The following is a 20,330-nucleotide window of genomic DNA, read 5'->3' on the forward strand; positions in this document are numbered from 1 at the left end:
GATATGCCGTCCTGCCAAAAGCAGGGCGGCATTTTCATTTTTGGCCTTTTTCCTTTATAAAGCCTCATAATGGCGCTATTGATTATGGTTGATCAACCGGGGGTGTATGACCCGCCGGTCATTAAGACTTTGATCGTAAGGTTTATTGTTGGGGTGCGGGAATTATCATGAAGCGAGTTGGTTTGGTTTTGGGTGCGATCCTGTTGGGTACCAGTCCCGTTCTGGCGGACTTTCAGGCAGGGCTGGATGCCTATAACAGCAAAGACTTCGCGACTGCTGTTACTGAATGGCAGAAAGAGGCCTCGAAAGGGGACCTGAACTCGCAATACAATCTGGGTCTGTTGTTCGAAAAAGGGGTTGAGGGATATCCGAAAGACCTTGCCGCAGCCTATGGATGGTATCGGATTGCCGCATCTCAAGGGGTGAAACCCGCAGAGGAAGCCCTGTCCCGGCTGGAGCCTCTTTTGACCGCCGGGCAGATCGAGGACGGTAACCGTCTGGCGGTTGAGATGTTTGGTCAGTGGTACCGACAGAATATCGGACAGGATGAACAGGCTTATCAGGCCGCCAAGGCAAAGCGGGAAGATGATCGCAAGGCCAAGCTGGCAGCAGAGCGGAGACTGGCTGCCGAACGGGCGGAACGCCAGCGCCAGATCGTTGCCCAGCGTCAGGCGGATGCAAAAATGGCGGACCAGCTTGAAAAGGAAAGCCGTGAAGCGGCGATCCGTGCCGCACAGGAGCAGGCCGAGGAAGCCAAGCGTCAGGCCCTGATCACCCAGCGCCGCAAAGAGGAAGAGGAACGGCTTGCCCTGTTGCAGGCGGAACAGCAAAAACAGGCCCAGATGAATGCCGCCCGTGCGCGCCTTCTGGAATTGCAGGCAAAACAGTCTGGTACAGGAGCCGTCCCGCAGACGACCCTGATCCAGTCTGAACCACCGGTCTCCAATATGCCGAAGACAGGCGCCGGACGGGCCGCTGCAGTCCCAGCCGCGCCGCAGACCCAGCCTGCACCGCGCCCGGCCCCGTCTCCGAAAGTAACCGCAGAGCCGCTCAAGGCAGCGCCAGCCGCGCCATCCGCAGCCCCGGCGGCAGCCGCAACTGTTCAGGCCGCCCCTGCGGCCCCTGCTGCATCAACCGCGCTTACCAGCCCCTCACAGAAGCCTGCGGTCGAGGATCGGAATGCTGCAGTTTCCGGTTCCAACACGGCCGAAAAGCCGCAAGAAAAACCGCAGGAAAAGCCAGCACAAAAACCGGTGACAACGACAATGGTGCCCGTTTCCAGCGGGCTGGATGAGACCGTGGTGAAAGAGATTTTTGCTGCGGCCCAATCCGTGCCGCTGGATACACCCGCCGCGAAAGAGGAAATCCAGAAGGGGCGGACCGATATCCAGTCTCTGAAATGGTCCCTGATTTCAGCGTCCCGTGGGCGGATGAATGCGCGGAAGATGAACGAGACCCTTGCGCAAACCATGACCCCGGCACAGGTGGCCGAGGCGAACCGTCAGGCCGCCGAATGGATCAATCAACGCCTGAAGCGTCAATAAGCTATTGAGCGCGGGATTGGGATAAGACGTGAGATCGGGATCGCGTGCAGGGTCACTGCCACCTTTTGGCGGCGTCATGATCGCTTTCCCGTTCCTTGACCCAGTCGTTTTCACCTTCTGAGTTGGCTTCCAGCTTCCAGAAGGGGGCCTTGGTCTTCAGCCAATCCATCAGGAATTCGGCGGCGGCGAAGGCATCACCGCGATGGGCCGACGCCGTGATGACAAGGACGATAGGCTCCCCAAGGTCCATTTTCCCAAAGCGGTGAATGATCAGGCATTCTGTCAGCGCCCATCGTTCGCGGGCGGCGGCCTCGATCTTCTCCAGCTCTTTTTCTGTCATGCCGGGATAATGTTCCAGCGTCAGGGACGTGACGTTGCTGCCGTCATTGAAGTCCCGAACCAGTCCCGTAAAGGTGACGACCGCGCCAATATCGGTGCGCCCTTCTGTCAGGCGATTGAATTCCGCACCGGTGTCAAATTTCTCCCGCTGGACGATGACCATATCAGCCCCCGGTGACCGGCGGAAAGAACGCGACCTCGCGGGCATTGCCGAGGGGAATGTCTTCCGTCACATATTCCTGATCGATGGCGACCCGAATGACGCTGAGGTCCTGAAAAATTTCCTCGAAGGCAGGGTTGCGGGATTTGAGCCAGTCAATCAACTGATAGAGCGTGGTCACGTGACCCGGCAGTGTCACATCCTCTTCGGAAATTCCCAGTTTGGATCTAAGCCAGGCGAAATAAAGAATTTTCATTGGTACAGCTCCGAAAAGGGGAGGAAGCGTAAACGGTCACCCTGTTTAATATCGGTTATATCCGGGCCAAGTTCAATCAGGCCGTTCGCCCAGACAAGGGACGAAATGATCCCGGATCCCTCGTCAGGGTAGGGCTCGATGATGCAATTCCCATCAGGGTCCTTGCGATACCGCCCCCGCAACCACTCGGTCCGTCCGGCCTTTTTGCGGCGCGAGAAGGCCGCCGTTCCGTAAAGACCGGGAAAAGGCGGGCTGTCTTCCTCTCCCGACAGGCCAGCAAGGAGCGGGCGAACAAACTGGGTGGCGCAGACAAGGCTGGCCACCGGGTTTCCGGGTAGGCCGACAAAGGCCGTCCCGGAAATTTGCCCAAGGGCAAGCGGGCGTCCCGGTTTTATGGCGATCCGCCAGAAATGCAGGCTGCCAAGACGGTTCACGGCCTGCTTCACATGATCCTCATCCCCCATAGAGACCCCGCCGGACGTGATGATCAGGTCCGACGTTTCAGCAGCCTGTTGCAGGGCTTCGGTGATGGTTTCCAGATTGTCGGGCAGAATGCCGCGATCTTCCACCTTGCATCCATAGCGTTGCAGGAGGGAGAGAAGCATATACCGGTTGGAATCAAATGTGGTGCCGGTTGGGGCCTGTTGGCCCGGCTCCCTCAGTTCATCGCCGGTGGAAAAGACGGCCACCCTCAGGCGGGACCAGACGGGAACGGTATCCCTGCCGATAGAAGCAAGCTGCGCAATGATCTGGGGGGTGATCCGGGTTCCGGCTTTCAGGATTGTCTGGCCCTTCTGAACATCCTCACCGGCAAGGCGGCAATTCACGCCCTTTTTCAAGCCGGCAGGCAACTGGACGCGTCCGTCTGATACGGTCACATCCTCCAGCATGGCTACGGTGTCGAACCCTTCCGGCATCAGCGCGCCGGTAAAAATCTTGATGACTTTGGTGCGGTCCGGTGTGCCTTCAAACGGGGTTCCTGCAGCGCTGCGACCGGAACAGGCGAAAGAACGGTCCGGCGCGGCCTGACAGGTTTCAAAATGGAAAGCATATCCATCCACGGCCGAATTGTTTCCGGCAGGAACATTCCGGTCAGCGGTAATATCTTGCGCCAGAAGGCGGCCGTCCGCGTTGTGAAGGGGGCAGGTTTCCGGGTGGGTGATCCGGGTCACGGCGCGTTCCAGCTTCTCTCGCGCCTCTGCAAAAGGGATCATTTCCGACGGGTCGGCGAAACAGTCATTGGGCAGTCGCGGCATGTCAGGCCCCCTCGTTCATCAGGTGGGTGACAATGAAATCGGCAATCTGGTCCGCATTGTTCAGATCAAGGCGGGGGATCGGCGGGGACAGTTCCGTACAGTCCGTGGCCACGGCGACAACGGTATCATCATCGACATGCAGCAAGGGCGAGTCATTCTCCCTGCGCCAGACCTCGATTTTCGGGAATTTTTCTGTCTTGAAGCCTTCGACAAGCAGAATGTCCACAGGGGATATCCTGCCAATAAGCTCATCCAGTGACCATTCTTCCTCGTTCTGGTTTTCGTGCAGAAGGGCCCAGCGATTGGCCGAGGAAATCAGGACTTCATGGGCGCCCGCCTCGCGGTGCCGGTGGGAATCCTTGCCCGGTTTGTCCATGTCAAACCGGTGATGGGCATGCTTAATTGTCGAGACGGAAAACCCCCTCGCATTCAAGGCCGGTATCAATCGAACCACAAGGGATGTCTTGCCATTGCCACTCCATCCCGAAATGCCGATGACCTTCATGCCCTAGCGGTCCTCCTCCATCATGTGACGCAGGCCAAGGGTCAGGTAGTCATACCCGGTCCAGACCGTCAGCAACCCCGCGACCCAGAGCAGGATTTCCCCGACCATAAGGGCATCGAAATGCTGGTTCACGGCCGGTCCCCCCAACAGGAAACACAAGGACAGAATCTGGACAGCGGTTTTCCATTTGGCCAGTTTGCTGACCGGCATCCCAACCCGAAGTTCCGCCAGAAATTCCCGCAGGCCCGAGACCATGATTTCACGGCACAGGATAATGACCGCCGGGATCATCGCCCAGCCATTGATCCGGTCAATGCCGGCCAGAAACAGCAGGACAGCGGCAACAAGCAGTTTGTCCGCAACAGGGTCCAGAAACCGTCCCAGATTGGATGTCTGCTTGTTCCGGCGTGCAAGATATCCGTCAAAGAAATCGGTGATCCCTGCGGCCATGAACAGCCCAAGCGGTACCCAGCTAGCCAGATCCCCCGGAAGGTAGAAGGAGGCAAGCAGAAGCGGGATGACCACAATGCGCGAAAGGGTCAGCAGATTTGGAACACTCAGAAGCATACCCGATACCTTGTTTCAGGGGCTACAATTCCCCTCAGTATAGAGGTGACTTGGCCGATTGAAAGGACTGAAATCAATTTTCTTCGTGGAAAAAATCGAAGATCGTCCGGGCGAGGGTTTTCGAGATTCCCTCTACCTTTTCAAGGTCCGCAAGGGCGGCCTGCTCGACCCCCTTGGCGGAACCGAAACGGTTCAACAGGGCCTTTTTCCGCTTGCCCCCAATTCCCGGAATTTCATCTAGCGGGGACCGGCGAATGGCGCTGGACCGTTTGGCGCGGTGGGTGGTGATGGCGTAGTTATGCACCTCATCCCGCAAGCGCTGCAGGAAATAGAGGGTGGGGTCTTTTTCCGGAAGGGAGAAGGGTGCCTTGCCGGGTACAAAAAAACGTTCCCGCCCGGCGTTGCGATCCGGCCCCTTGGCGATGCCCGCAAGGATCACATCCCGAACGCCCAGTTCCCTGAAGACGTCCTCCGCTGCGCCCAACTGGCCAAGGCCGCCATCGATCAGGACAATGTCCGGCCATTGCTCCCGCGAGCCGGAGCCTTCACCGATCCTGTCCGGGTCTTCCCGAAGCAGGCGGGAGAAGCGCCGGGTCAGGACCTCGCGCATCATGCCGTAGTCATCGCCGGGGGCGAGGGATTTGTCCTTGATGTTGAATTTCCGGTACGCCTTTTTTTCAAAACCGTCGGGCCCGGCGACGATCATGGCGCCCACCTGATTGGTGCCTGAGATATGGCTGTTGTCATATACCTCGATCCGTTTGGGTGGGCTTTCCATCTGGAACAGGGCGCCAACGGCTTCCAGACTGCGTTTCTGGGAGGCATTCTCGGCCATGCGCCGGGCCAGTGCCCCCTTGGCGTTCAGGATGGCGTGATCCAGCATCTCCCGCCGGCCGCCCCGGCGGGGGCTGGTGATCTCGACCTTGTGGCCGGATGCAACCGAGAGCGCCTCCTTGAGGAGCTCTGCCTCTTTCAGTTCGTGACTGACCCAGATTTGCCGGGGGATGGGACGGGAATCGTAAAACTGCCCGATAAAGGCCGCCAGAATGTCCGCCGGTTCATCTTCCTTGGTGTGGGCAGGATAATGGGCGCGGTTTCCAAGGTTCTGCCCGGACCGGATAAAGAAGGTCTGGACGCAGGTCTGGCCGCCTTCCTGATGGGCGGCGATAATGTCTGCCTCGTCCACATTATCAAGGTTGATGGACTGACGGGACTGGATATGGGCCATGGCCTTCAGGCGGTCGCGAAAAACGGCGGCCTGTTCGAAATCAAGATCGTCGCTGGCCTGTTGCATCCGCTCGGCCAGCCGTTCCTGAATGGCGTGGCTTTTGCCTGACAGGAAGGCGCGGGCCTCCTCGACGATGGTGGCGTAGTCCTCGGGCGAGATACGCCCGACGCAGGGGGCGGAACAGCGTTTGATCTGGTATTGCAGGCAGGGGCGGGTCCGGTTCTGGAAATCGGAGTCCGAGCAGGAGCGGAGCGGAAACAGGCGCTGGAAGGCGGCCAGTGTTTCATTGACGGCACCGGCGGAAGCAAAGGGTCCGAAATACTCCCCCTTGCGGGAGCGGCTGCCCCGGTGCTTGGTGATCTGGGGCCAGTCGTGATCTCCCGTGATCAGGATATAGGGGAAGGATTTGTCGTCCCGCAGGATGATGTTGTAGCGGGGCTTCAGCTTCTTGATCAGGTTGGCTTCGAGAAGCAGGGCCTCCACCTCGGTATGGGTGGAGACAAACTCCATGGACCGGGTCAGGGACACCATCCGCATGATCCGCGTGGATTGCCCCACGGACTTGGTATAGCTGCTGACCCGCTTTTTCAGGTTCTTGGCCTTGCCCACATAGAGAATATTCTCCTGTGCATCGATCATGCGATACACGCCGGGGGACGACGGCAGGGTCTTCAGGAACCTGCTGATGACGGCGGCACCGGTCTGGAACGGCGATTCGGAGAGTTGTTCGTGTGATTCTTTCATTCTGGACCTGATCGCGAGACACTAATCTGGGTTGTTCATACAACCCGGGCGTTAAAGAATCTGGCTAAACCCCTTACAGGAAAGCAACATTAGACATCCAGTTTTTCATGACAAAAATCAGTTTTACAGTTTTTTGACAATATCCACCAATCCTGTGGATAACTTTGTGCGTAAGATGGTGACATATACCTGTACCTAACTGAAAACCTAGTGTGTCAACTATCTGCCTAATTTTTAGGCAATTACTTAAGTTGTTGAAAAATAGTGTAAATTTAAATGTCAACAGGCCTTGGTCCGGAAAATTGACTTTTTGGCCAGTTTTTTTTCACCCTCATTAGCGATTGGTTCCCGCTGTGCACAACTAAACGGAATATTTGGCTAAAATGATGAAAAAAGGACACTGCGGCGTGGCTACTCCTTTTTCTTCCTGACGATCTCGACACCGACGCTGCCCGCGTTTGTCACCGCGGTCAGTTTTTCTACTTTTACTTTCGCCTCAACAATCCGGGTATGGGCCAGACAGATGTCGGCGATATTCTCTGCAAGGGTTTCCACAAGGTTGATATGCTGCCGTTCGACCATCTCCTTCACCGCATTGGCGATGCTCTCATAACAGACAACATTGTGGTAATCGTCGTTGATGGGACCCAGATGATCCTTCACGGTCATGGTAATGTTGATGCGGACCGGCTGGGACGCGTCTTTCTCGTGCTCATAGACCCCGATCATCATGTCGAGCAGCAAGTCGCTGATAAAGATGGTGTGCGTCCCTGCGGCCGTCTCCGGCAGTTGAAGGGGCTGTACCTTGCCAAGTTCACTATTGTTCATAAGTCAATCAATCCTCCGTCGCACGGGATGAGGGCAGATGCTGGCCACCATCCAGGGCAATGAATTCGCCCGTCATGGACGTTGCTTTTAAAATGAATGCGACGCCTTCTGCGATGTCGTCGGGGTTCGCACCATATCCCAGCGGAACCGACTGGCACTGCAGCCGGAAACTTTCTTCCGATTGCCGTGAATTGGCCAGTGTCGGGCCGGGGCCGATGGCGTTGACCCGGATACGCGGCGCCAGCGCCATGGCGGTTGTCCGTGTCAGGGTCCACAGGGCGCTTTTACTTAAAGTATAGGACATGAAGTCCGGGCGCAGGTTCATAACCCGCTGGTCCACAATATTGATAATATTCCCCTGCAGGGGGGCTGCCTGTTCGATCTGGCTGGCAAAATCCCGGGACAACAAGACCGGCGCCTCAAGATTGATGGCCATGTGCAGGCGGAAGCTGTCGGGGCCGATGCTACCAATGTCGTCCGGCTCAAACAGGGACGCGTTATTCACCAGACAGGTAAGTGGCCCCAGATGGTCCGCTGCCTGCGGGATCAGGGCGGCGACCTGTTCAGGCGAGGCAAGGTCCGCTTGCAGGCAGGTGGTTCGGACCCCCAGCGCCTCAATCTGCCGGGCCAGATCCTGGGCTTCCTGTCTGGACTGATTGTAATGCAGGGCGATATTCCACCCTTCTTGCGCCAGCTTCAGCGCGATGGCGCGGCCAATTCGTTTCCCCGCGCCGGTCACAAGTGCGTTTTTCGTCATAACCCTTCTATTCAGGCAGGCCGATGGATAAGGTCCTGCCCCCTGATATGGTGTTTGACGCTTATACTATTGCATCATGGCCACGGAGTATACGCCGGACATGCCATTGAACTGGGCATAGACATAGGCCAGATAGGCCGCACAGAAAACAGCGCCAAGAATGCGCCCAACCGGTTTCTGGGTCAGGAAGATGGGCACCAGAATGACCGAGGCCGCCAACATGATAATCAGGTCGAAATGAAGGATTTGCTCCGGGGCGTTCAGCGGCTTGATCAGGGCGGTTACACCGATGATCCCGGTAATGTTGAACAGGTTTGACCCGAGCACGTTGCCGATCGCCACATCACCATGGCGGCGGAAAGCGGCGATAACGGACGTTGCCAGTTCCGGTAGGGAGGTGCCAAGGGCGACCAGTGTCAGGCCGATGATTTCCGGTGAGACGCCTGCCGCCGTCGCAATGGCAACAGATCCGTCAATCAGGAAGCGCGAGCCAATGGCCAGACCAATGATGCCCATCAGAACAAACAGGCCGCTGACCCATGCGCTTTTCGGCATGTTTTGTTCGTATTCTTCAAGGGCTTCGTCCGCGCTCTGGTCGCCGGATTTCTTGGCCCGGCGATAGGCCATGAAGATAACCAGACCCAGCAGGATGACCAGAATGGCCCCCTGCAGATAGGAAATGGTCCCGATCCAGGCGAGGATACAGAAAACGAAAGACCCGAAGATCATGATCACACAATCCCGAAGCGCGGATTTGTTGTCGCAGGTCAGCGGGTAAATCAGGGCGGGGACGCCCATCACCAGAAGAATATTGGCAATGTTACTGCCAACCACGTTCCCGATGGCGATTTCAGGAACCCCCTTGATGGCGGCTTCAATACAGACGACCAGTTCCGGGGCGGACGTTCCGAAAGCGATAATCGTAAAGCCGATCACCAGTTTTGGAACGCCAAATTGTTCTGCAAGGGCCACGGCCCCCCGAACGAGTAACTCACCGCATACAAGCAGAATGACCAAACCCGCGGCTACCTGTAGGTACATCATGAAGAAAAACTGTCCTCGCTGCCTGCAGGGGCAACATGTTAAGGGTCAAACACAAATCGATTTGGTGTTATATAAACATGCCGGTCGCTGTGTAAAAGGGGCAATGGCCCGCAAGGCTTAAAAATCGCCATAATCTTGCTGTATCGGACCCCTGTCGAAGGCGCTGGTCAGTATCGCTTGCGAATGATGTACCCTTCCGCCTCCAGCAGTTTGAGGACACCGGTTTCCCCCGGTAAATGCAGGGCGCCAATTGCAACGAAGGCGCCGCCCGTCTCAAGATGCTCCCGCATGCGGTTGACCATGGTCCTGTTGCGGTTGTCGATCAGGTCCTCGGTCATCATCTTGCGAAGCGGTTCACTGACTTCTTCAAGGCTGTCTTCCAGATTACAGAAAATCCAGCCGGTCCGTCCGGCCAGATAATTGTCTGACATCTGGCTGATATCCTGTTCCAGATCAGGATATTCCTTCATCACCTGTTCAAGATATTCCAGTTGTACCTTTGCAGGCAGGTTGTCAAACAGGCCCAACTGGTCCTGGCTGGTTTCCAGCGCAACAACCTGCTTTTTCATCTGATAGGCGGATTTCTCCAACTCCTTGTCGAGCAGGGTCAGGTTACCCTTACCCGTTGAGGACGTGGGGGCCGGTTGGCTGAGAATGGACGCCGCCGCCCATATTTTCAGGCGGTCCAGAACCTGCGGTGTCAGGCCATAGGGCTGGATCAGGTCGGACAACTGTTGAAACCGGTCCGCCCCGATTTCCGATTTCAGGCTGAACGAAGCCGGGCCAAACATCATGGCGCGGGCGGTATCAATATTCTCATCCTTCAGGGAGGTTTCGAAAATGGCGACAGGGGAACTGGTAAAGGCCTGCATGACGATACCCGGCAGGTAGAGAATGCGGGGATCCTTCGAATGCATGGTGCCAAAAACGAAACTTGAGGGGCCGCCGGGTTTTTCCACCTGCCACAGGCGGCCATTGTCATAGGCGCGGCTTTCGCAATTGTCCGGTTGGAAGGCCCTTGCATGGGCCAATCCTGCCAGCGGGGTCAGAAAAAGCGCAAAAAGAAGTGCAATTCCTGTATTTCTGATGCGCCTCATGAAATTTCCTTCTTCGTTGCTGCAAGCCAGAGGCATAGCGTAGCCTATTTATAGCGTTGCCGAAACCGGGGGATCAGAAGAAAAAAGCGTGACTTCTGTCTTGACCCTCTAGTAACTGGAGGATGCACACTCTCTGGCGTATAAAGTCAGGTATTGGAGAAAACAATGAGATACGGGCAATTTGGCAAACAGGTCCGGCCCCATGTCACAGAGGAACTTGCAGAGGCCGCTCATCTTGCCGAGGCCGGGCGGGCCAGTGACGCCTTCCGGCATCTGGAGCGAGCCCATGTTCTGGGACAGGCGTCCACGCGAGAGCATGTGCGTGTTCATGTGGTGATGCTGTTCTGGGGAATCCGATATCGCTGCTGGAAAGAGGTGCGGGGGCAGGTTCTGCGGATCATTGGCGCGGCTACCAAAACGGCCCTTGGCTGGGTGCCAACCGGGAATACGGGCGGCGCCAATATCAGCCCCTTCAAGCCCTTGCCGATCCCTGAGGATTTGCAGGGTATCATTGAGCAGGCAAAAAAGGGCACCTGATCAGGAGCCAGAGGAAGGGATATGGAGAGGGTGTTGGCAGCTTTATTAAAACGGTTTGGTGAGGTCCGGTGTTTGTCTGGCAGGCTGGCTGTGGGGCTGGCCCTGTTTTTGAGCCTGCTTTCGCCCCTTGCCGCAGCGGAGGCCGGGAACAAGGATATTCTTGTCTTCGCGGCGTCCAGCATGACGGCACCGGTCACCGAGGCTGTGGCCGTCTTTGAACGCAAAACGGGCCAACGGGTCGTTGTTTCCTTCGCCGGCAGTTCCGTTCTGGCCCGCCAGATCGAGAACGGTGCGCCAGCGGACCTTTTTATCTCGGCCAATCAGGGGTGGCTGGACTATCTGGAGGAACGGAAACTTCTTGTGCCCGGTAGCCGGTCGGTGATTGCGTCAAACACACTGGTCGTTGTTGCCCACAAGGCGGGGCCGCTGGCGGATCGTATCCCCCTTGATGATCTGACAGAACTTCCGGGGGGCGGCCGGATCGCGGTCGGGGACCCGGATCATGTGCCCGCCGGTATATATGCCCGGCAGGGGTTGCAGGCCCTTGGCCTGTGGGAGGCCGTGAAGGGGCGTCTGGTCAGGGCGGCCAATGTGCATGCGGCCCTGATGATGGTTGCCCGTCAGGAAGTGCCGGTCGGTATTGTTTACAACACGGATGCCCGGCTGGATAAGGACCTGAAAATTGTGGCCCGCTTCCCGGAGGGAAGTCATGCGCCTGTTCTGTACGGTCTGGCGCAATCCACGCGTGGCGGGCAACAGAAGGCGGCGGAACTGGCCGCGTTTCTGACCTCGGCGGAAGGGATGCGTATTTTCGGTGCCTATGGGTTTCTTGCGCCGCCTGCCCGCTGACCTTGCAGGTTGGCCGTTGTGATGATTGGCGGTTAGCGGCGTCCGCCGAAACCGCCGCCATGACCCGCCCGGCCTGCCTTTGATCGGCCTTGTGGCTTGCCGCTTCTGGGGCCGCCGATACCCAGTTCCCGATCCTGCAGTTTCTTAATCTCGTCGCGAAGGCGGGCCGCTTCCTCGAACTCGAGGTCTGCTGCGGCTGTCTTCATTTTCTTTTCCAGATCCTCGATATGGGCCGTCAGGTTGTGACCGACCATATTGGAGGCATCCTCAAGCCCCAGACTGATGTCATGATGGTCCTGCTCGTAGACGCTTTGCATGATGTCATCAATATTCTTGCGGACCGACATGGGGGTAATGCCATGCTCCCGGTTATAGGCTTCCTGCTTGTCCTTACGGCGTTTGGTTTCGTCCAGCGCCCGTTGCATGCTGCCCGTAATCTTGTCCGCATAGAGGATAACCCGGCCGTCCACGTTCCGGGCGGCGCGCCCGATGGTCTGGATCAGGGAGGTTTCCGAGCGCAGGAACCCTTCCTTGTCTGCATCCAGAATGGCCACAAGGGCGCATTCCGGGATATCCAGCCCTTCCCGCAAAAGGTTGATCCCGACCAGAACATCAAAGGTTCCAAGGCGCAGATCGCGAATGATTTCAATTCGCTCCAGCGTATCAATGTCTGAATGCAGATACCGGACCTTGATACCGTTCTCATGGAAATATTCGGTCAGGTCCTCGGCCATTTTCTTGGTCAGGGTGGTGACAAGAACGCGTTCGCCCTTGGCCGCGCATTCCTTGCATTCCGCCATCAGGTCGTCGACCTGCGAGTCAACCGGCCGGATCAGGCAGTCCGGGTCTGTCAAACCGGTAGGGCGGATCACCTGTTCAGAGAAGGTGCCACCGGTTCGTTCCATTTCCCAATTGCCGGGCGTTGCCGATACATAAATGGTCTGCGGACGCATCAGGTCCCATTCCTCGAACTTGAGGGGGCGGTTGTCCTTACAGGATGGCAGGCGAAAGCCGTAGTCGGACAGGGTACTTTTGCGCCGGGCGTCCCCTTTATACATGGCGCCAATCTGGCTGACGGTCACATGGCTTTCATCCACCATCAGGACGGCGTTGTCCGGCAGATATTCGAACAGGGTCGGTGGCGGGTCGCCCGGATTGCGCCCGGACAGGTAGCGGGAATAGTTTTCAATGCCGGCGCAGCTTCCGGTCGCTTCCATCATTTCAAGATCGAAGGTTGTCCGCTGTTCAAGGCGCTGTGCTTCCAGCAGCTTGTTCTCGGCCTCAAACTGGGCCAGACGCTCCCTCAGTTCAGCGCGGATTTTCTCCTGTGCCTGCCGCAAGGTTGGTTTCGGGGTCACGTAGTGGCTGTTGGCATAGACCCGGATTTCGTCCATCTTGCCGGTCTTCTCGCCGGTCAGCGGGTCAAATTCCGTAATGGTTTCAAGCTCGTCCCCGAACAGGGACAGGCGCCACGCCCGGTCCTCAAGGTGGGCCGGGAAGATTTCGACGGTGTCCCCACGCACCCGGAAGGTGCCGCGGGTGAAGCTGGCGTCATTCCGACGATACTGGATTTCAACCAGATTTTTCAGAAGATCCTGCCGGTTCAGCCGTTCGCCCTGCCGGATGGTCAGGGTCATTTCCGTATAAGTCTCGACCGACCCGATACCATAAATACAGGAGACGGAGGCAACGATGATCACGTCATCCCGTTCCAGCAGCGCTCGGGTGGCAGAGTGGCGCAGGCGGTCAATCTGCTCGTTGATGGACGCGTCCTTCTCGATATAGGTATCGGTTCGGGGGACATAGGCCTCCGGCTGATAGTAATCGTAGTAAGAGACGAAATATTCAACGGCGTTGTTGGGGAAGAAGGCCTTCATCTCGCCATAGAGCTGGGCGGCGAGGGTTTTGTTGTGAGCCAGAATAAGGGTCGGGCGCTGGACCTGCTCGATCACCTTCGCCATGGTAAAGGTCTTGCCCGATCCCGTCACCCCCAGAAGCACCTGATCCTTGTCCAATGCCTTCAGGCCGCCGGACAGTTCCTTGATGGCGGTTGGCTGATCCCCGGCGGGTTCATATTCGGAAACCACCTGAAACGGAATTCCGCCCTGCGTTTTTTCGGGCCGAACCGGTCGGTGAGGTTGAAAGATCGGGAATGTTTCAGTTTTGTTCTGGTCTGACATGGCCCGTTTATACGCAATTCCGGGCCAAGATGCCACAGCAATTTGGGCGGCGTGAATGACTGTCAGGCCGATCCGGGGGAAGGCAGGGGGAGGCCACCCCGGATCGCCTGTTCAGGGCACGGATTTATATCCCGCCCCGGAAAAGGTCAGGCGCGCCAGAAAGGTTTGCGGGCTTCTGTGCGGGCATCCTGTCTGGAAATGCCCATATCGATCAAATTTTCTTCATCCAGTTGGGCCAGTTGGGCACGCATGCTTGCGCGTTCCTGCCACAGGAGAAGGCTGGCAAGGACTTTTGCCGTGAAACCGGATTTGCCGGTTTTCAGATCAAAGCCATAGCCCTTGGTCGGTTTGATGTTCAGTGTTCCGATGGACATGCTCACTCTCCTTGTTCTTCCCCGAAATGAGGGGGCGGGGGGCCCTGAGAAATCACGATGCCCTTATGACGGAGAAAATGCTTGAGGACAAACGATAGTTTTTAATAAGATGAATTAGAAAAACTAATTCGATTGAGGGAGGGAAAGATGCGATTACCCCCGTTGAATGCCTTGAGGGTTTTTGAAGCGGCTGCACGTTGCCTGAGTTTTTCGAAAGCGGCGGAAGAACTTAATGTAACCCCGGCGGCTGTCAGTCACCAGATCAAGGCCCTTGAGGAATGGCTGGGCGTAACCCTTTTCAAGCGCCTGAACCGGGCGGTTATCCTGACCGAGGAAGGGCAAAAGTATGTTCTTGGCATACGGGAAGGGCTGGAAGCCATCGAAATGGCCACGGAAAAACTGTTGATGCAGGAAGAAGCCGGGGCCCTGACGGTCAGTACGCTTCCTTCATTTGCGGTGCGCTGGCTGCTTCCCCGTCTCAGCAAGTTTCGGGAGGATCACCCGGATATTGATATCCGTCTGGATGCGTCTGACCGATTGACGGATTTCGACCGGGAAGAGGTGGATCTGGTGATTCGCTATGGTAACGGGAACTATCCGGGGTTCCGGACCGAGAAGATGCTGACAGAAGATACCCTGTTTCCCGTTTGCAGTCCGGCCCTGCTGCAAGGGGTTCATCCGTTACGACAGCCGGAGGACCTGATTCACCATACCCTGTTGCATGATGACCTGCGTGTGGATTGGGAAACCTGGCTGGCGGCGGCGGGGGTCAGGGGGATTGATCCAAAAAAGGGACCCAGCTTCAACGACTCTTCCATGGTGCTGACGGCGGCCATGGCCGGGCAGGGGGTGGCGCTGGGGCGGAGTACATTGGCCGCGGACGATCTGGCCGCGGGCCGTCTGGTCAAGCCGTTCGATGTGGAGATCCGGGCCGACAATGCCTATTACATCGTTTGCCCTGAGGCTTGGGCCGACCGCCCCCGAATCGTGACCTTCCGAAACTGGCTGCTGAAAGAGGCCGCGCTGGATCCGGGCCGGTTCATGTCCAGTGCGCAAGGGGATGAGGGCACGGACAGCGCGGGGTAATGCCGGGGACGGGGCCTTGTGATGCCGCCGATGCTGGAAATGGGGGAATGTACTACCCAAAAGTGGGTTTTTTCGGCAAAAACTTGCCATTGTCTGTTGAAAGGCAGGGCGGAGAGGCGTAGCTTGACCCGGGCAAAAACGCCTATGGCAAATAAACTTTAATTGAGAGAAAAGAAGTTATGTCTATCATTGCGGAAAGTTTGGGTCGCATTAAACCCTCACCGACGATTGCTGTAACAACGAAAGCGGCAGAACTGAAGGCCGCGGGTCGGGACGTTATTGGTCTCGGCGCCGGTGAGCCGGACTTTGACACCCCGGAAAACATCAAGGCAGCCGCCAAGACCGCAATTGACGAAGGCAAAACCAAATACACCGCAGTAGATGGTATCCCGGAACTGAAAAAGGCCATTTGCGCCAAGTTCAAGCGGGAAAACGGTCTCGATTATGAACCTTCTCAGGTTTCTGTTGGTTCCGGCGGCAAGCAGGTAATCTATAACGCCCTGATCGCGACGCTGAACCCGGGTGATGAAGTCCTGATCCCGACACCTTACTGGGTTTCCTATCCGGATATGGTTCTGCTGGGCGGCGGTGAGCCGAAGTTTGTTGAAACGACTGCAGAAAACAACTTCAAGATGCGCCCGGAAGATCTGGAAGCGGCGATTACCCCGAAAACAAAATGGTTGATCTTCAACTCTCCGTCCAACCCGTCCGGTGCGGGCTATAACCGTGAAGAGCTGAAGGCCCTGACCGATGTTCTGGTTAAGCACCCGCATGTCTGGATCATGACAGACGATATGTATGAGCATCTGGTTTACGACGATTTCGAATTCGTGACCCCGGCTCAGGTGGAACCGTCCCTCTATGACCGGACCCTGACCATGAACGGTGTGTCCAAGGCCTATTCCATGACCGGTTGGCGTATTGGATATGCGGCAGGCCCGCAGGAACTGATCAAGGCCATGGCCAAGGTCCAGTCCCAGAGTACATCCAACCCCTGCTCCGTCAGCCAGTATGCCTCCGTTGAGGCGCTGAACGGCCCGCAGGAATTCCTGAAGGAACGGGCACGGGTCTTCCAGGAACGCCGTGACCTTGTGGTTCGCATGCTGAACGACGCGGAAGGCCTGTCCTGCCCGACACCGGAAGGGGCGTTTTACGTTTATCCGTCCTGCGCCGGTGCAATCGGCAAGAAGGCACCGTCCGGCAAGGTCATTGAAAATGATCTGGATTTTGTCTCTGAACTTCTGGAATCCGAGGGCGTAGCCGTTGTCCATGGCGAGGCGTTTGGCCTGTCCCCGCATTTCCGGGTGTCCTATGCCACCTCTACCGAGGCCCTGACCGAGGCCTGTACCCGTATTCAGAAATTCTGCGCCAGCCTGAGCTGATGCAGGATGGCCCCGGTCTTTTCGCCGGGGGCCTTGAAAATATGAAAAGGCGACCGGGCTCTCGGTCGCCTTTTTTTATGGCGGCGGGGTGGGGTGGCCATTTCAGGGTGGGGCAAGCCGCGGCAAGAAAAGCTGGGGAATACCTGTGATGACGGGGGAGGGGCTTTTTACTTGTGCCTTGCTGACCTAACTTAAAACATTAGGTGGTTGTCATAAAAAAGGGGAGGCACGGAGGGATGAGCGTAGAAAAACCAACGGGGCCTCGCAGCATTGCGCTGGTGGGCCCCTATTCAAGCGGTAAAACCACACTTCTGGAAAGCCTGCTGAGCATGTGCGGGGAAACGGATCGCAAGGGCAGTGTGGAAAACGGTACCTCGGTTGGGGATTACGCCCGGGAGGCGCGGGATCGGAAAATGAGCGTGGAGGTCAACACGGCTCATTTTTCATTTATGGGGGACCGGTTTTCCGTTCTGGACTGTCCGGGATCGGTTGAATTTCTGCAGGAATGTGAAAATGCGCTGATCGGGGTGGATGCCGCCGTTCTGGTGTGCGACCCGGAACCTGACAAGGTGATCACGGTGGCGCCGGTTCTGAAATTTCTGGAAGACCGCCACATTCCCACCTTTGTATTCGTCAACAAGGTGGACAAGGCGCGGGGCAGCGTTCAGGACCTTTTCCGGGCGTTGGAGGAGGTTTCAAACCGCGACCTTGTCTTGCGGCAGGTGCCCATCGTTCAGGATGGGACGGTCACCGGATATGTGGACCTGGCGTCGGAGCGTTCCTATGTCTACAAGGAAGGGGCGAAGTCCCGCATCATTGAAATGCCGCCGGAGATAGCCGAGGAGGAAGGAACCTCCCGGTTTGCCATGCTGGAGACACTGGCCGATTTCGATGATCACCTGATGGAAGAATTACTGGAGGATATCGAGCCGGACAAGGATGAGGTTTATGGCTTGTTGCAGCAGGATTTGCAGCAGGGGTTTCTGGTGCCGGTCTTCATGGGGTCGGCCCTTGCGGATCACGGCATATTCCGTCTTCTGAAGGCGCTTCGGCATGAGGTGCCCGCCGCTGCAGAAACAGCGCAGCGAACAGGCATGGACAAGGCGGGCGAGGCCCCCGTCGCACAGGTCTTGAAAACCTATATTTCCCCGCAAGGAGGCAAAATGTCCCTTGCCCGTGTCTGGTCGGGGGTGTTCCGGGACGGGGAAACCTATTCGGCGGGGCGGATCGCGGGCATATACCGCCTGCAAGGGGTAAAGCAGGAAAAACTGGCAGAGGCCGTGCCCGGTGACATTGTCGCGTTCGGCCGGCTGGAGGATTTGCATACCGGCGACCTGCTGCATAATGGTACCGAGGTCGAAGCGTCAAGGGTGGCACCGTTGGAGCCGGTCTATCATTATGCGCTTTACTCTGAAAATCGGGACGAGGATGTCAAGCTGTCCGCGGTCCTGAACAAGATGGCAGAGGAAGACCCCTCGCTTGTGCCGGAGCACAAGCAGGAAACACAGGAGTTGCTGCTGAAGGGGCAGGGGGAAATTCACCTGAAGGTCGCCCTTGAACGAATTCAGAGCAAATACGGGCTGGCGGTCCAGTCGAAGCGCCCCAAGGTGGCCTATAAGGAGGCCATTCGCAAAGGCACCAAACAGCATGCAAGATTTCGCAAGCAAAGCGGCGGGCATGGTCAATTCGGGGATGTCCAGATCGAGATCGAACCCCTGCCGCGCGGCGGCGGGTTCGAGTTTCACGAGCGGGTGGTGGGTGGTTCCGTGCCGCGCCAGTTTATTCCGGCGGTTGAAAGCGGCGTGAAGGACTATCTGGTGGAAGGGCCGCTTGGTTTTCCGGTGGTGGATGTGGCGGTCACCCTGTTCGATGGGCAACATCATTCCGTGGACAGTTCGGAAAATTCGTTCCGTTCGGCCGCCCGGATCGCCATGAGTGAGGGCATGCCCAAATGCTCGCCGGTCCTGCTGGAGCCGATCCACAAGGTCGAACTGGCCATGCCAAGCCTCTATACGTCCAAGGTGACAGGGATCGTAAGTTCCCGGCGTGGGCAGATTTTGGGCTTTGATGCGCGGGAAGGATGGCCCGGATGGGATGTCCTGACGGCCATGATGCCGGAAGAAGAACTGCATGATCTGATCATTGATCTGCGATCCGCGACCCTTGGGGTGGGCACATTCCGGTGCAGTTACGATCATCTGCAGGAACTGACCGGGCATATCGCGGACAAGGTTGTTCAGGCGCATGGGGGGTGAGGGGCTTCCTCTCACAGACTGTTGAATTGTATTTTACCGGCGCCAATCCAATTATTCCTTCTGAAGTGGTTGATTTTCGCTATTGAAGGAGGAGAAGGGCATGCTCATCAGGATCAGGAAAAGCTGGGAGATACAGGAAAGCCGCGTCACGCCTGAGGCAACGTACGTGAACCGCCGGGATATTCTGCGGGGAATGGGGCTTGGCGGACTGGCGATCGGATCGGCTTCTCTTGGTTTGCCGGGAAAGGTGTATGCGGATAATGCAGACCCCAGCCAGAGCCTGTATCCGGTTTCCCGAAATCCGGCCTATCAGGTGGATCGGGACCTGACCCCCTACAAGATCGCGTCAACCTACAACAATTTCTATGAATTCGGGTCGCACAAGAATATTGCCCGGGCGGCGCAGCGCCTGAATATCCGACCGTGGACGGTCACCATTGATGGCATGGTGTCAACACCGCGTGAGATTGCCATTGATGATCTTCTTGCCCGAATGCCACTGGAGGAGCGGATCTATCGCCATCGCTGCGTCGAGGCGTGGTCCATGGTGGTGCCATGGAGTGGTTTCCCCTTGAAGGAACTGGTTCGTCTGGCCGACCCGACGGCAGATGCCCGGTATCTGGTCATGCAGACATTCGAGGACAGTTCCGTTGCATCCGGGCAGAAGCAATTCTGGTATCCGTGGCCCTATACAGAGGTCCTGACACTTGAAGAGGCGACCCATGATCTCGCCTTCATGGTGACCGGTCTTTATGGAAAACCCGTTCCCAAGCAAAACGGGGCCCCGCTGCGGCTGGCGGTTCCGTGGAAATACGGGTTCAAGCATGTGAAGTCCATTGCCCGTTTCAGTTTCGTCAAGGAGCGGCCGAAAACCTTCTGGGAAACCCTGAACAGCGATGAATATGGTTTCTGGGCAAATGTGAACCCGGATGTGCCGCATCCGCGCTGGTCACAGGCAAGCGAGCGGGACATCGGAACAGGGGAGCGCTTCCCGACACTGCTTTTCAATGGCTACGCCGAAGCGGTTCAGGGGCTTTATCGGAATGTTGAGGATAAAAGCCGCCTGTTCGTATAGTTGTTTTCTCAGACTGTACAAAAGGAAAAGCCGGCCTTTGGGAGAAAGGCCGGCCAGTCTAACAGGGAGATCTGTCTTATGAGAAAGACAGGCAGTAACCTCAATTTGGGAGGGTGAGGTTACCGCAATTCAGGCTTTCACCCGAAAAGCGAAAAGTTAGGGGAACTGTTTCGCTTCATCCACATGTAGGTATGCAGGGGGAGGAATTGAATCCCTGAAAAGGCATGGCAGCCATGCAGAAAACGCATGTAGGGCGGATGAAAAAAA

The 20,330-nt window shown here is 57.1% G+C and carries 19 protein-coding genes; 7 read left to right on the forward strand and 12 right to left on the reverse strand.

Annotated features, from left to right (window positions below; translation table 11 throughout):
* Positions 1 to 167 precede the first annotated feature (167 nt).
* Positions 168 to 1,544: a hypothetical protein gene (locus FQB27_RS07535; RefSeq protein WP_169560298.1), complete on the forward strand. Its 1,377-nt coding sequence runs from the start codon at positions 168 to 170 to the stop codon at positions 1,542 to 1,544.
* A gap of 52 nt (positions 1,545 to 1,596) precedes the next feature.
* Here FQB27_RS07535 and moaE read toward each other — a convergent pair whose 3' ends face one another.
* The 10 genes from moaE to FQB27_RS07585 form a co-directional block, all read right to left on the reverse strand.
* A complete protein-coding gene (gene moaE / locus FQB27_RS07540) occupies positions 1,597 to 2,046 on the reverse strand; it encodes a molybdopterin synthase catalytic subunit MoaE (protein WP_169560299.1) in 450 nt (149 codons plus the stop codon).
* Position 2,047: 1 nt separating this feature from the next.
* Positions 2,048 to 2,299, reverse strand: a complete 252-nt coding sequence (moaD, locus tag FQB27_RS07545) for a molybdopterin converting factor subunit 1 (RefSeq protein WP_169560300.1) — start codon at positions 2,297 to 2,299, stop codon at positions 2,048 to 2,050.
* Positions 2,296 to 3,555, reverse strand: coding sequence for a molybdopterin molybdotransferase MoeA (locus FQB27_RS07550; protein WP_169560301.1), 1,260 nt, complete (start codon positions 3,553 to 3,555; stop codon positions 2,296 to 2,298). The genes moaD and FQB27_RS07550 overlap by 4 nt, the downstream gene beginning before the upstream one ends.
* A gap of 1 nt (position 3,556) precedes the next feature.
* The gene (gene mobB, locus FQB27_RS07555) at positions 3,557 to 4,060 is read right to left on the reverse strand and encodes a molybdopterin-guanine dinucleotide biosynthesis protein B (protein ID WP_169560302.1); all 504 of its coding nucleotides are present in this window, start codon (positions 4,058 to 4,060) and stop codon (positions 3,557 to 3,559) included.
* Positions 4,061 to 4,063: 3 nt separating this feature from the next.
* Positions 4,064 to 4,627 (reverse strand): CDP-diacylglycerol--glycerol-3-phosphate 3-phosphatidyltransferase, encoded by a 564-nt coding sequence (gene pgsA, locus FQB27_RS07560; protein ID WP_169560303.1) that lies wholly within the window; start codon positions 4,625 to 4,627, stop codon positions 4,064 to 4,066.
* A gap of 73 nt (positions 4,628 to 4,700) precedes the next feature.
* Positions 4,701 to 6,599 (reverse strand): excinuclease ABC subunit UvrC, encoded by a 1,899-nt coding sequence (gene uvrC / locus FQB27_RS07565; protein ID WP_169560304.1) that lies wholly within the window; start codon positions 6,597 to 6,599, stop codon positions 4,701 to 4,703.
* 411 nt (positions 6,600 to 7,010) lie between these two features.
* Positions 7,011 to 7,427, reverse strand: coding sequence for a dihydroneopterin aldolase (gene folB / locus FQB27_RS07570; RefSeq protein ID WP_169560305.1), 417 nt, complete (start codon positions 7,425 to 7,427; stop codon positions 7,011 to 7,013).
* Positions 7,428 to 7,434: 7 nt separating this feature from the next.
* Positions 7,435 to 8,184, reverse strand: coding sequence for an SDR family oxidoreductase (locus FQB27_RS07575; protein WP_169560306.1), 750 nt, complete (start codon positions 8,182 to 8,184; stop codon positions 7,435 to 7,437).
* A 66-nt stretch (positions 8,185 to 8,250) separates the two neighbouring features.
* A complete protein-coding gene (locus tag FQB27_RS07580; RefSeq protein ID WP_169560307.1) occupies positions 8,251 to 9,228 on the reverse strand; it encodes a calcium/sodium antiporter in 978 nt (325 codons plus the stop codon).
* Between the two features lie 167 nt (positions 9,229 to 9,395).
* Positions 9,396 to 10,325 (reverse strand): TraB/GumN family protein, encoded by a 930-nt coding sequence (locus FQB27_RS07585; protein WP_169560308.1) that lies wholly within the window; start codon positions 10,323 to 10,325, stop codon positions 9,396 to 9,398.
* Between the two features lie 165 nt (positions 10,326 to 10,490).
* Between FQB27_RS07585 and FQB27_RS07590 the strand changes: the two genes are divergently transcribed.
* Both FQB27_RS07590 and modA read left to right on the forward strand, forming a co-directional pair.
* Positions 10,491 to 10,862 carry a DUF3703 domain-containing protein gene (locus FQB27_RS07590; protein WP_169560309.1) on the forward strand — a complete coding sequence of 124 codons (372 nt, stop codon included), beginning with the start codon at positions 10,491 to 10,493 and terminating at the stop codon, positions 10,860 to 10,862.
* Between the two features lie 33 nt (positions 10,863 to 10,895).
* Positions 10,896 to 11,711, forward strand: coding sequence for a molybdate ABC transporter substrate-binding protein (gene modA, locus FQB27_RS07595; protein WP_169560310.1), 816 nt, complete (start codon positions 10,896 to 10,898; stop codon positions 11,709 to 11,711).
* Between the two features lie 32 nt (positions 11,712 to 11,743).
* On the opposite strand, the gene uvrB is transcribed toward modA, so the two are convergent.
* Together uvrB and FQB27_RS07605 are read right to left on the reverse strand one after the other, a co-directional pair.
* On the reverse strand, positions 11,744 to 13,891 hold the full coding sequence (gene uvrB, locus FQB27_RS07600) for an excinuclease ABC subunit UvrB (RefSeq protein WP_169560311.1): 2,148 nt from the start codon (positions 13,889 to 13,891) through the stop codon (positions 11,744 to 11,746).
* A gap of 146 nt (positions 13,892 to 14,037) precedes the next feature.
* On the reverse strand, positions 14,038 to 14,265 hold the full coding sequence (locus tag FQB27_RS07605; RefSeq protein WP_169560312.1) for a DUF1127 domain-containing protein: 228 nt from the start codon (positions 14,263 to 14,265) through the stop codon (positions 14,038 to 14,040).
* 147 nt (positions 14,266 to 14,412) lie between these two features.
* Between FQB27_RS07605 and FQB27_RS07610 the strand changes: the two genes are divergently transcribed.
* The 4 genes from FQB27_RS07610 (at position 14,413) to msrP (ending at position 20,063) form a co-directional block, all read left to right on the forward strand.
* The gene (locus tag FQB27_RS07610) at positions 14,413 to 15,351 is read left to right on the forward strand and encodes a transcriptional regulator GcvA (protein ID WP_169560313.1); all 939 of its coding nucleotides are present in this window, start codon (positions 14,413 to 14,415) and stop codon (positions 15,349 to 15,351) included.
* Positions 15,352 to 15,530: 179 nt separating this feature from the next.
* Positions 15,531 to 16,733 carry a pyridoxal phosphate-dependent aminotransferase gene (locus FQB27_RS07615; RefSeq protein ID WP_169560314.1) on the forward strand — a complete coding sequence of 401 codons (1,203 nt, stop codon included), beginning with the start codon at positions 15,531 to 15,533 and terminating at the stop codon, positions 16,731 to 16,733.
* Positions 16,734 to 16,969: 236 nt separating this feature from the next.
* A complete protein-coding gene (locus FQB27_RS07620) occupies positions 16,970 to 18,988 on the forward strand; it encodes an elongation factor G (protein WP_169560315.1) in 2,019 nt (672 codons plus the stop codon).
* Between the two features lie 100 nt (positions 18,989 to 19,088).
* Positions 19,089 to 20,063, forward strand: coding sequence for a protein-methionine-sulfoxide reductase catalytic subunit MsrP (msrP, locus tag FQB27_RS07625; RefSeq protein ID WP_169560316.1), 975 nt, complete (start codon positions 19,089 to 19,091; stop codon positions 20,061 to 20,063).
* Positions 20,064 to 20,330: the final 267 nt, after the last annotated feature.

It is taken from the genome of Sneathiella chinensis (genome assembly GCF_012720115.1).
GTDB lineage: Bacteria > Pseudomonadota > Alphaproteobacteria > Sneathiellales > Sneathiellaceae > Sneathiella > Sneathiella chinensis.

Coding starts and splice junctions, on each gene's coding strand:
- FQB27_RS07535 (WP_169560298.1), top strand. CDS start 168: ATGAAGCGAGTTGGTTTGGTTTTGGGTGCGATCCTGTTGGGTACCAGT.
- moaE (WP_169560299.1), bottom strand. CDS start 2,046: ATGGTCATCGTCCAGCGGGAGAAATTTGACACCGGTGCGGAATTCAAT.
- moaD (WP_169560300.1), bottom strand. CDS start 2,299: ATGAAAATTCTTTATTTCGCCTGGCTTAGATCCAAACTGGGAATTTCC.
- FQB27_RS07550 (WP_169560301.1), bottom strand. CDS start 3,555: ATGCCGCGACTGCCCAATGACTGTTTCGCCGACCCGTCGGAAATGATC.
- mobB (WP_169560302.1), bottom strand. CDS start 4,060: ATGAAGGTCATCGGCATTTCGGGATGGAGTGGCAATGGCAAGACATCC.
- pgsA (WP_169560303.1), bottom strand. CDS start 4,627: ATGCTTCTGAGTGTTCCAAATCTGCTGACCCTTTCGCGCATTGTGGTC.
- uvrC (WP_169560304.1), bottom strand. CDS start 6,599: ATGAAAGAATCACACGAACAACTCTCCGAATCGCCGTTCCAGACCGGT.
- folB (WP_169560305.1), bottom strand. CDS start 7,427: ATGAACAATAGTGAACTTGGCAAGGTACAGCCCCTTCAACTGCCGGAG.
- FQB27_RS07575 (WP_169560306.1), bottom strand. CDS start 8,184: ATGACGAAAAACGCACTTGTGACCGGCGCGGGGAAACGAATTGGCCGC.
- FQB27_RS07580 (WP_169560307.1), bottom strand. CDS start 9,228: ATGATGTACCTACAGGTAGCCGCGGGTTTGGTCATTCTGCTTGTATGC.
- FQB27_RS07585 (WP_169560308.1), bottom strand. CDS start 10,325: ATGAGGCGCATCAGAAATACAGGAATTGCACTTCTTTTTGCGCTTTTT.
- FQB27_RS07590 (WP_169560309.1), top strand. CDS start 10,491: ATGAGATACGGGCAATTTGGCAAACAGGTCCGGCCCCATGTCACAGAG.
- uvrB (WP_169560311.1), bottom strand. CDS start 13,891: ATGTCAGACCAGAACAAAACTGAAACATTCCCGATCTTTCAACCTCAC.
- FQB27_RS07605 (WP_169560312.1), bottom strand. CDS start 14,265: ATGTCCATCGGAACACTGAACATCAAACCGACCAAGGGCTATGGCTTT.
- FQB27_RS07610 (WP_169560313.1), top strand. CDS start 14,413: ATGCGATTACCCCCGTTGAATGCCTTGAGGGTTTTTGAAGCGGCTGCA.
- FQB27_RS07615 (WP_169560314.1), top strand. CDS start 15,531: ATGTCTATCATTGCGGAAAGTTTGGGTCGCATTAAACCCTCACCGACG.
- FQB27_RS07620 (WP_169560315.1), top strand. CDS start 16,970: ATGAGCGTAGAAAAACCAACGGGGCCTCGCAGCATTGCGCTGGTGGGC.
- msrP (WP_169560316.1), top strand. CDS start 19,089: ATGCTCATCAGGATCAGGAAAAGCTGGGAGATACAGGAAAGCCGCGTC.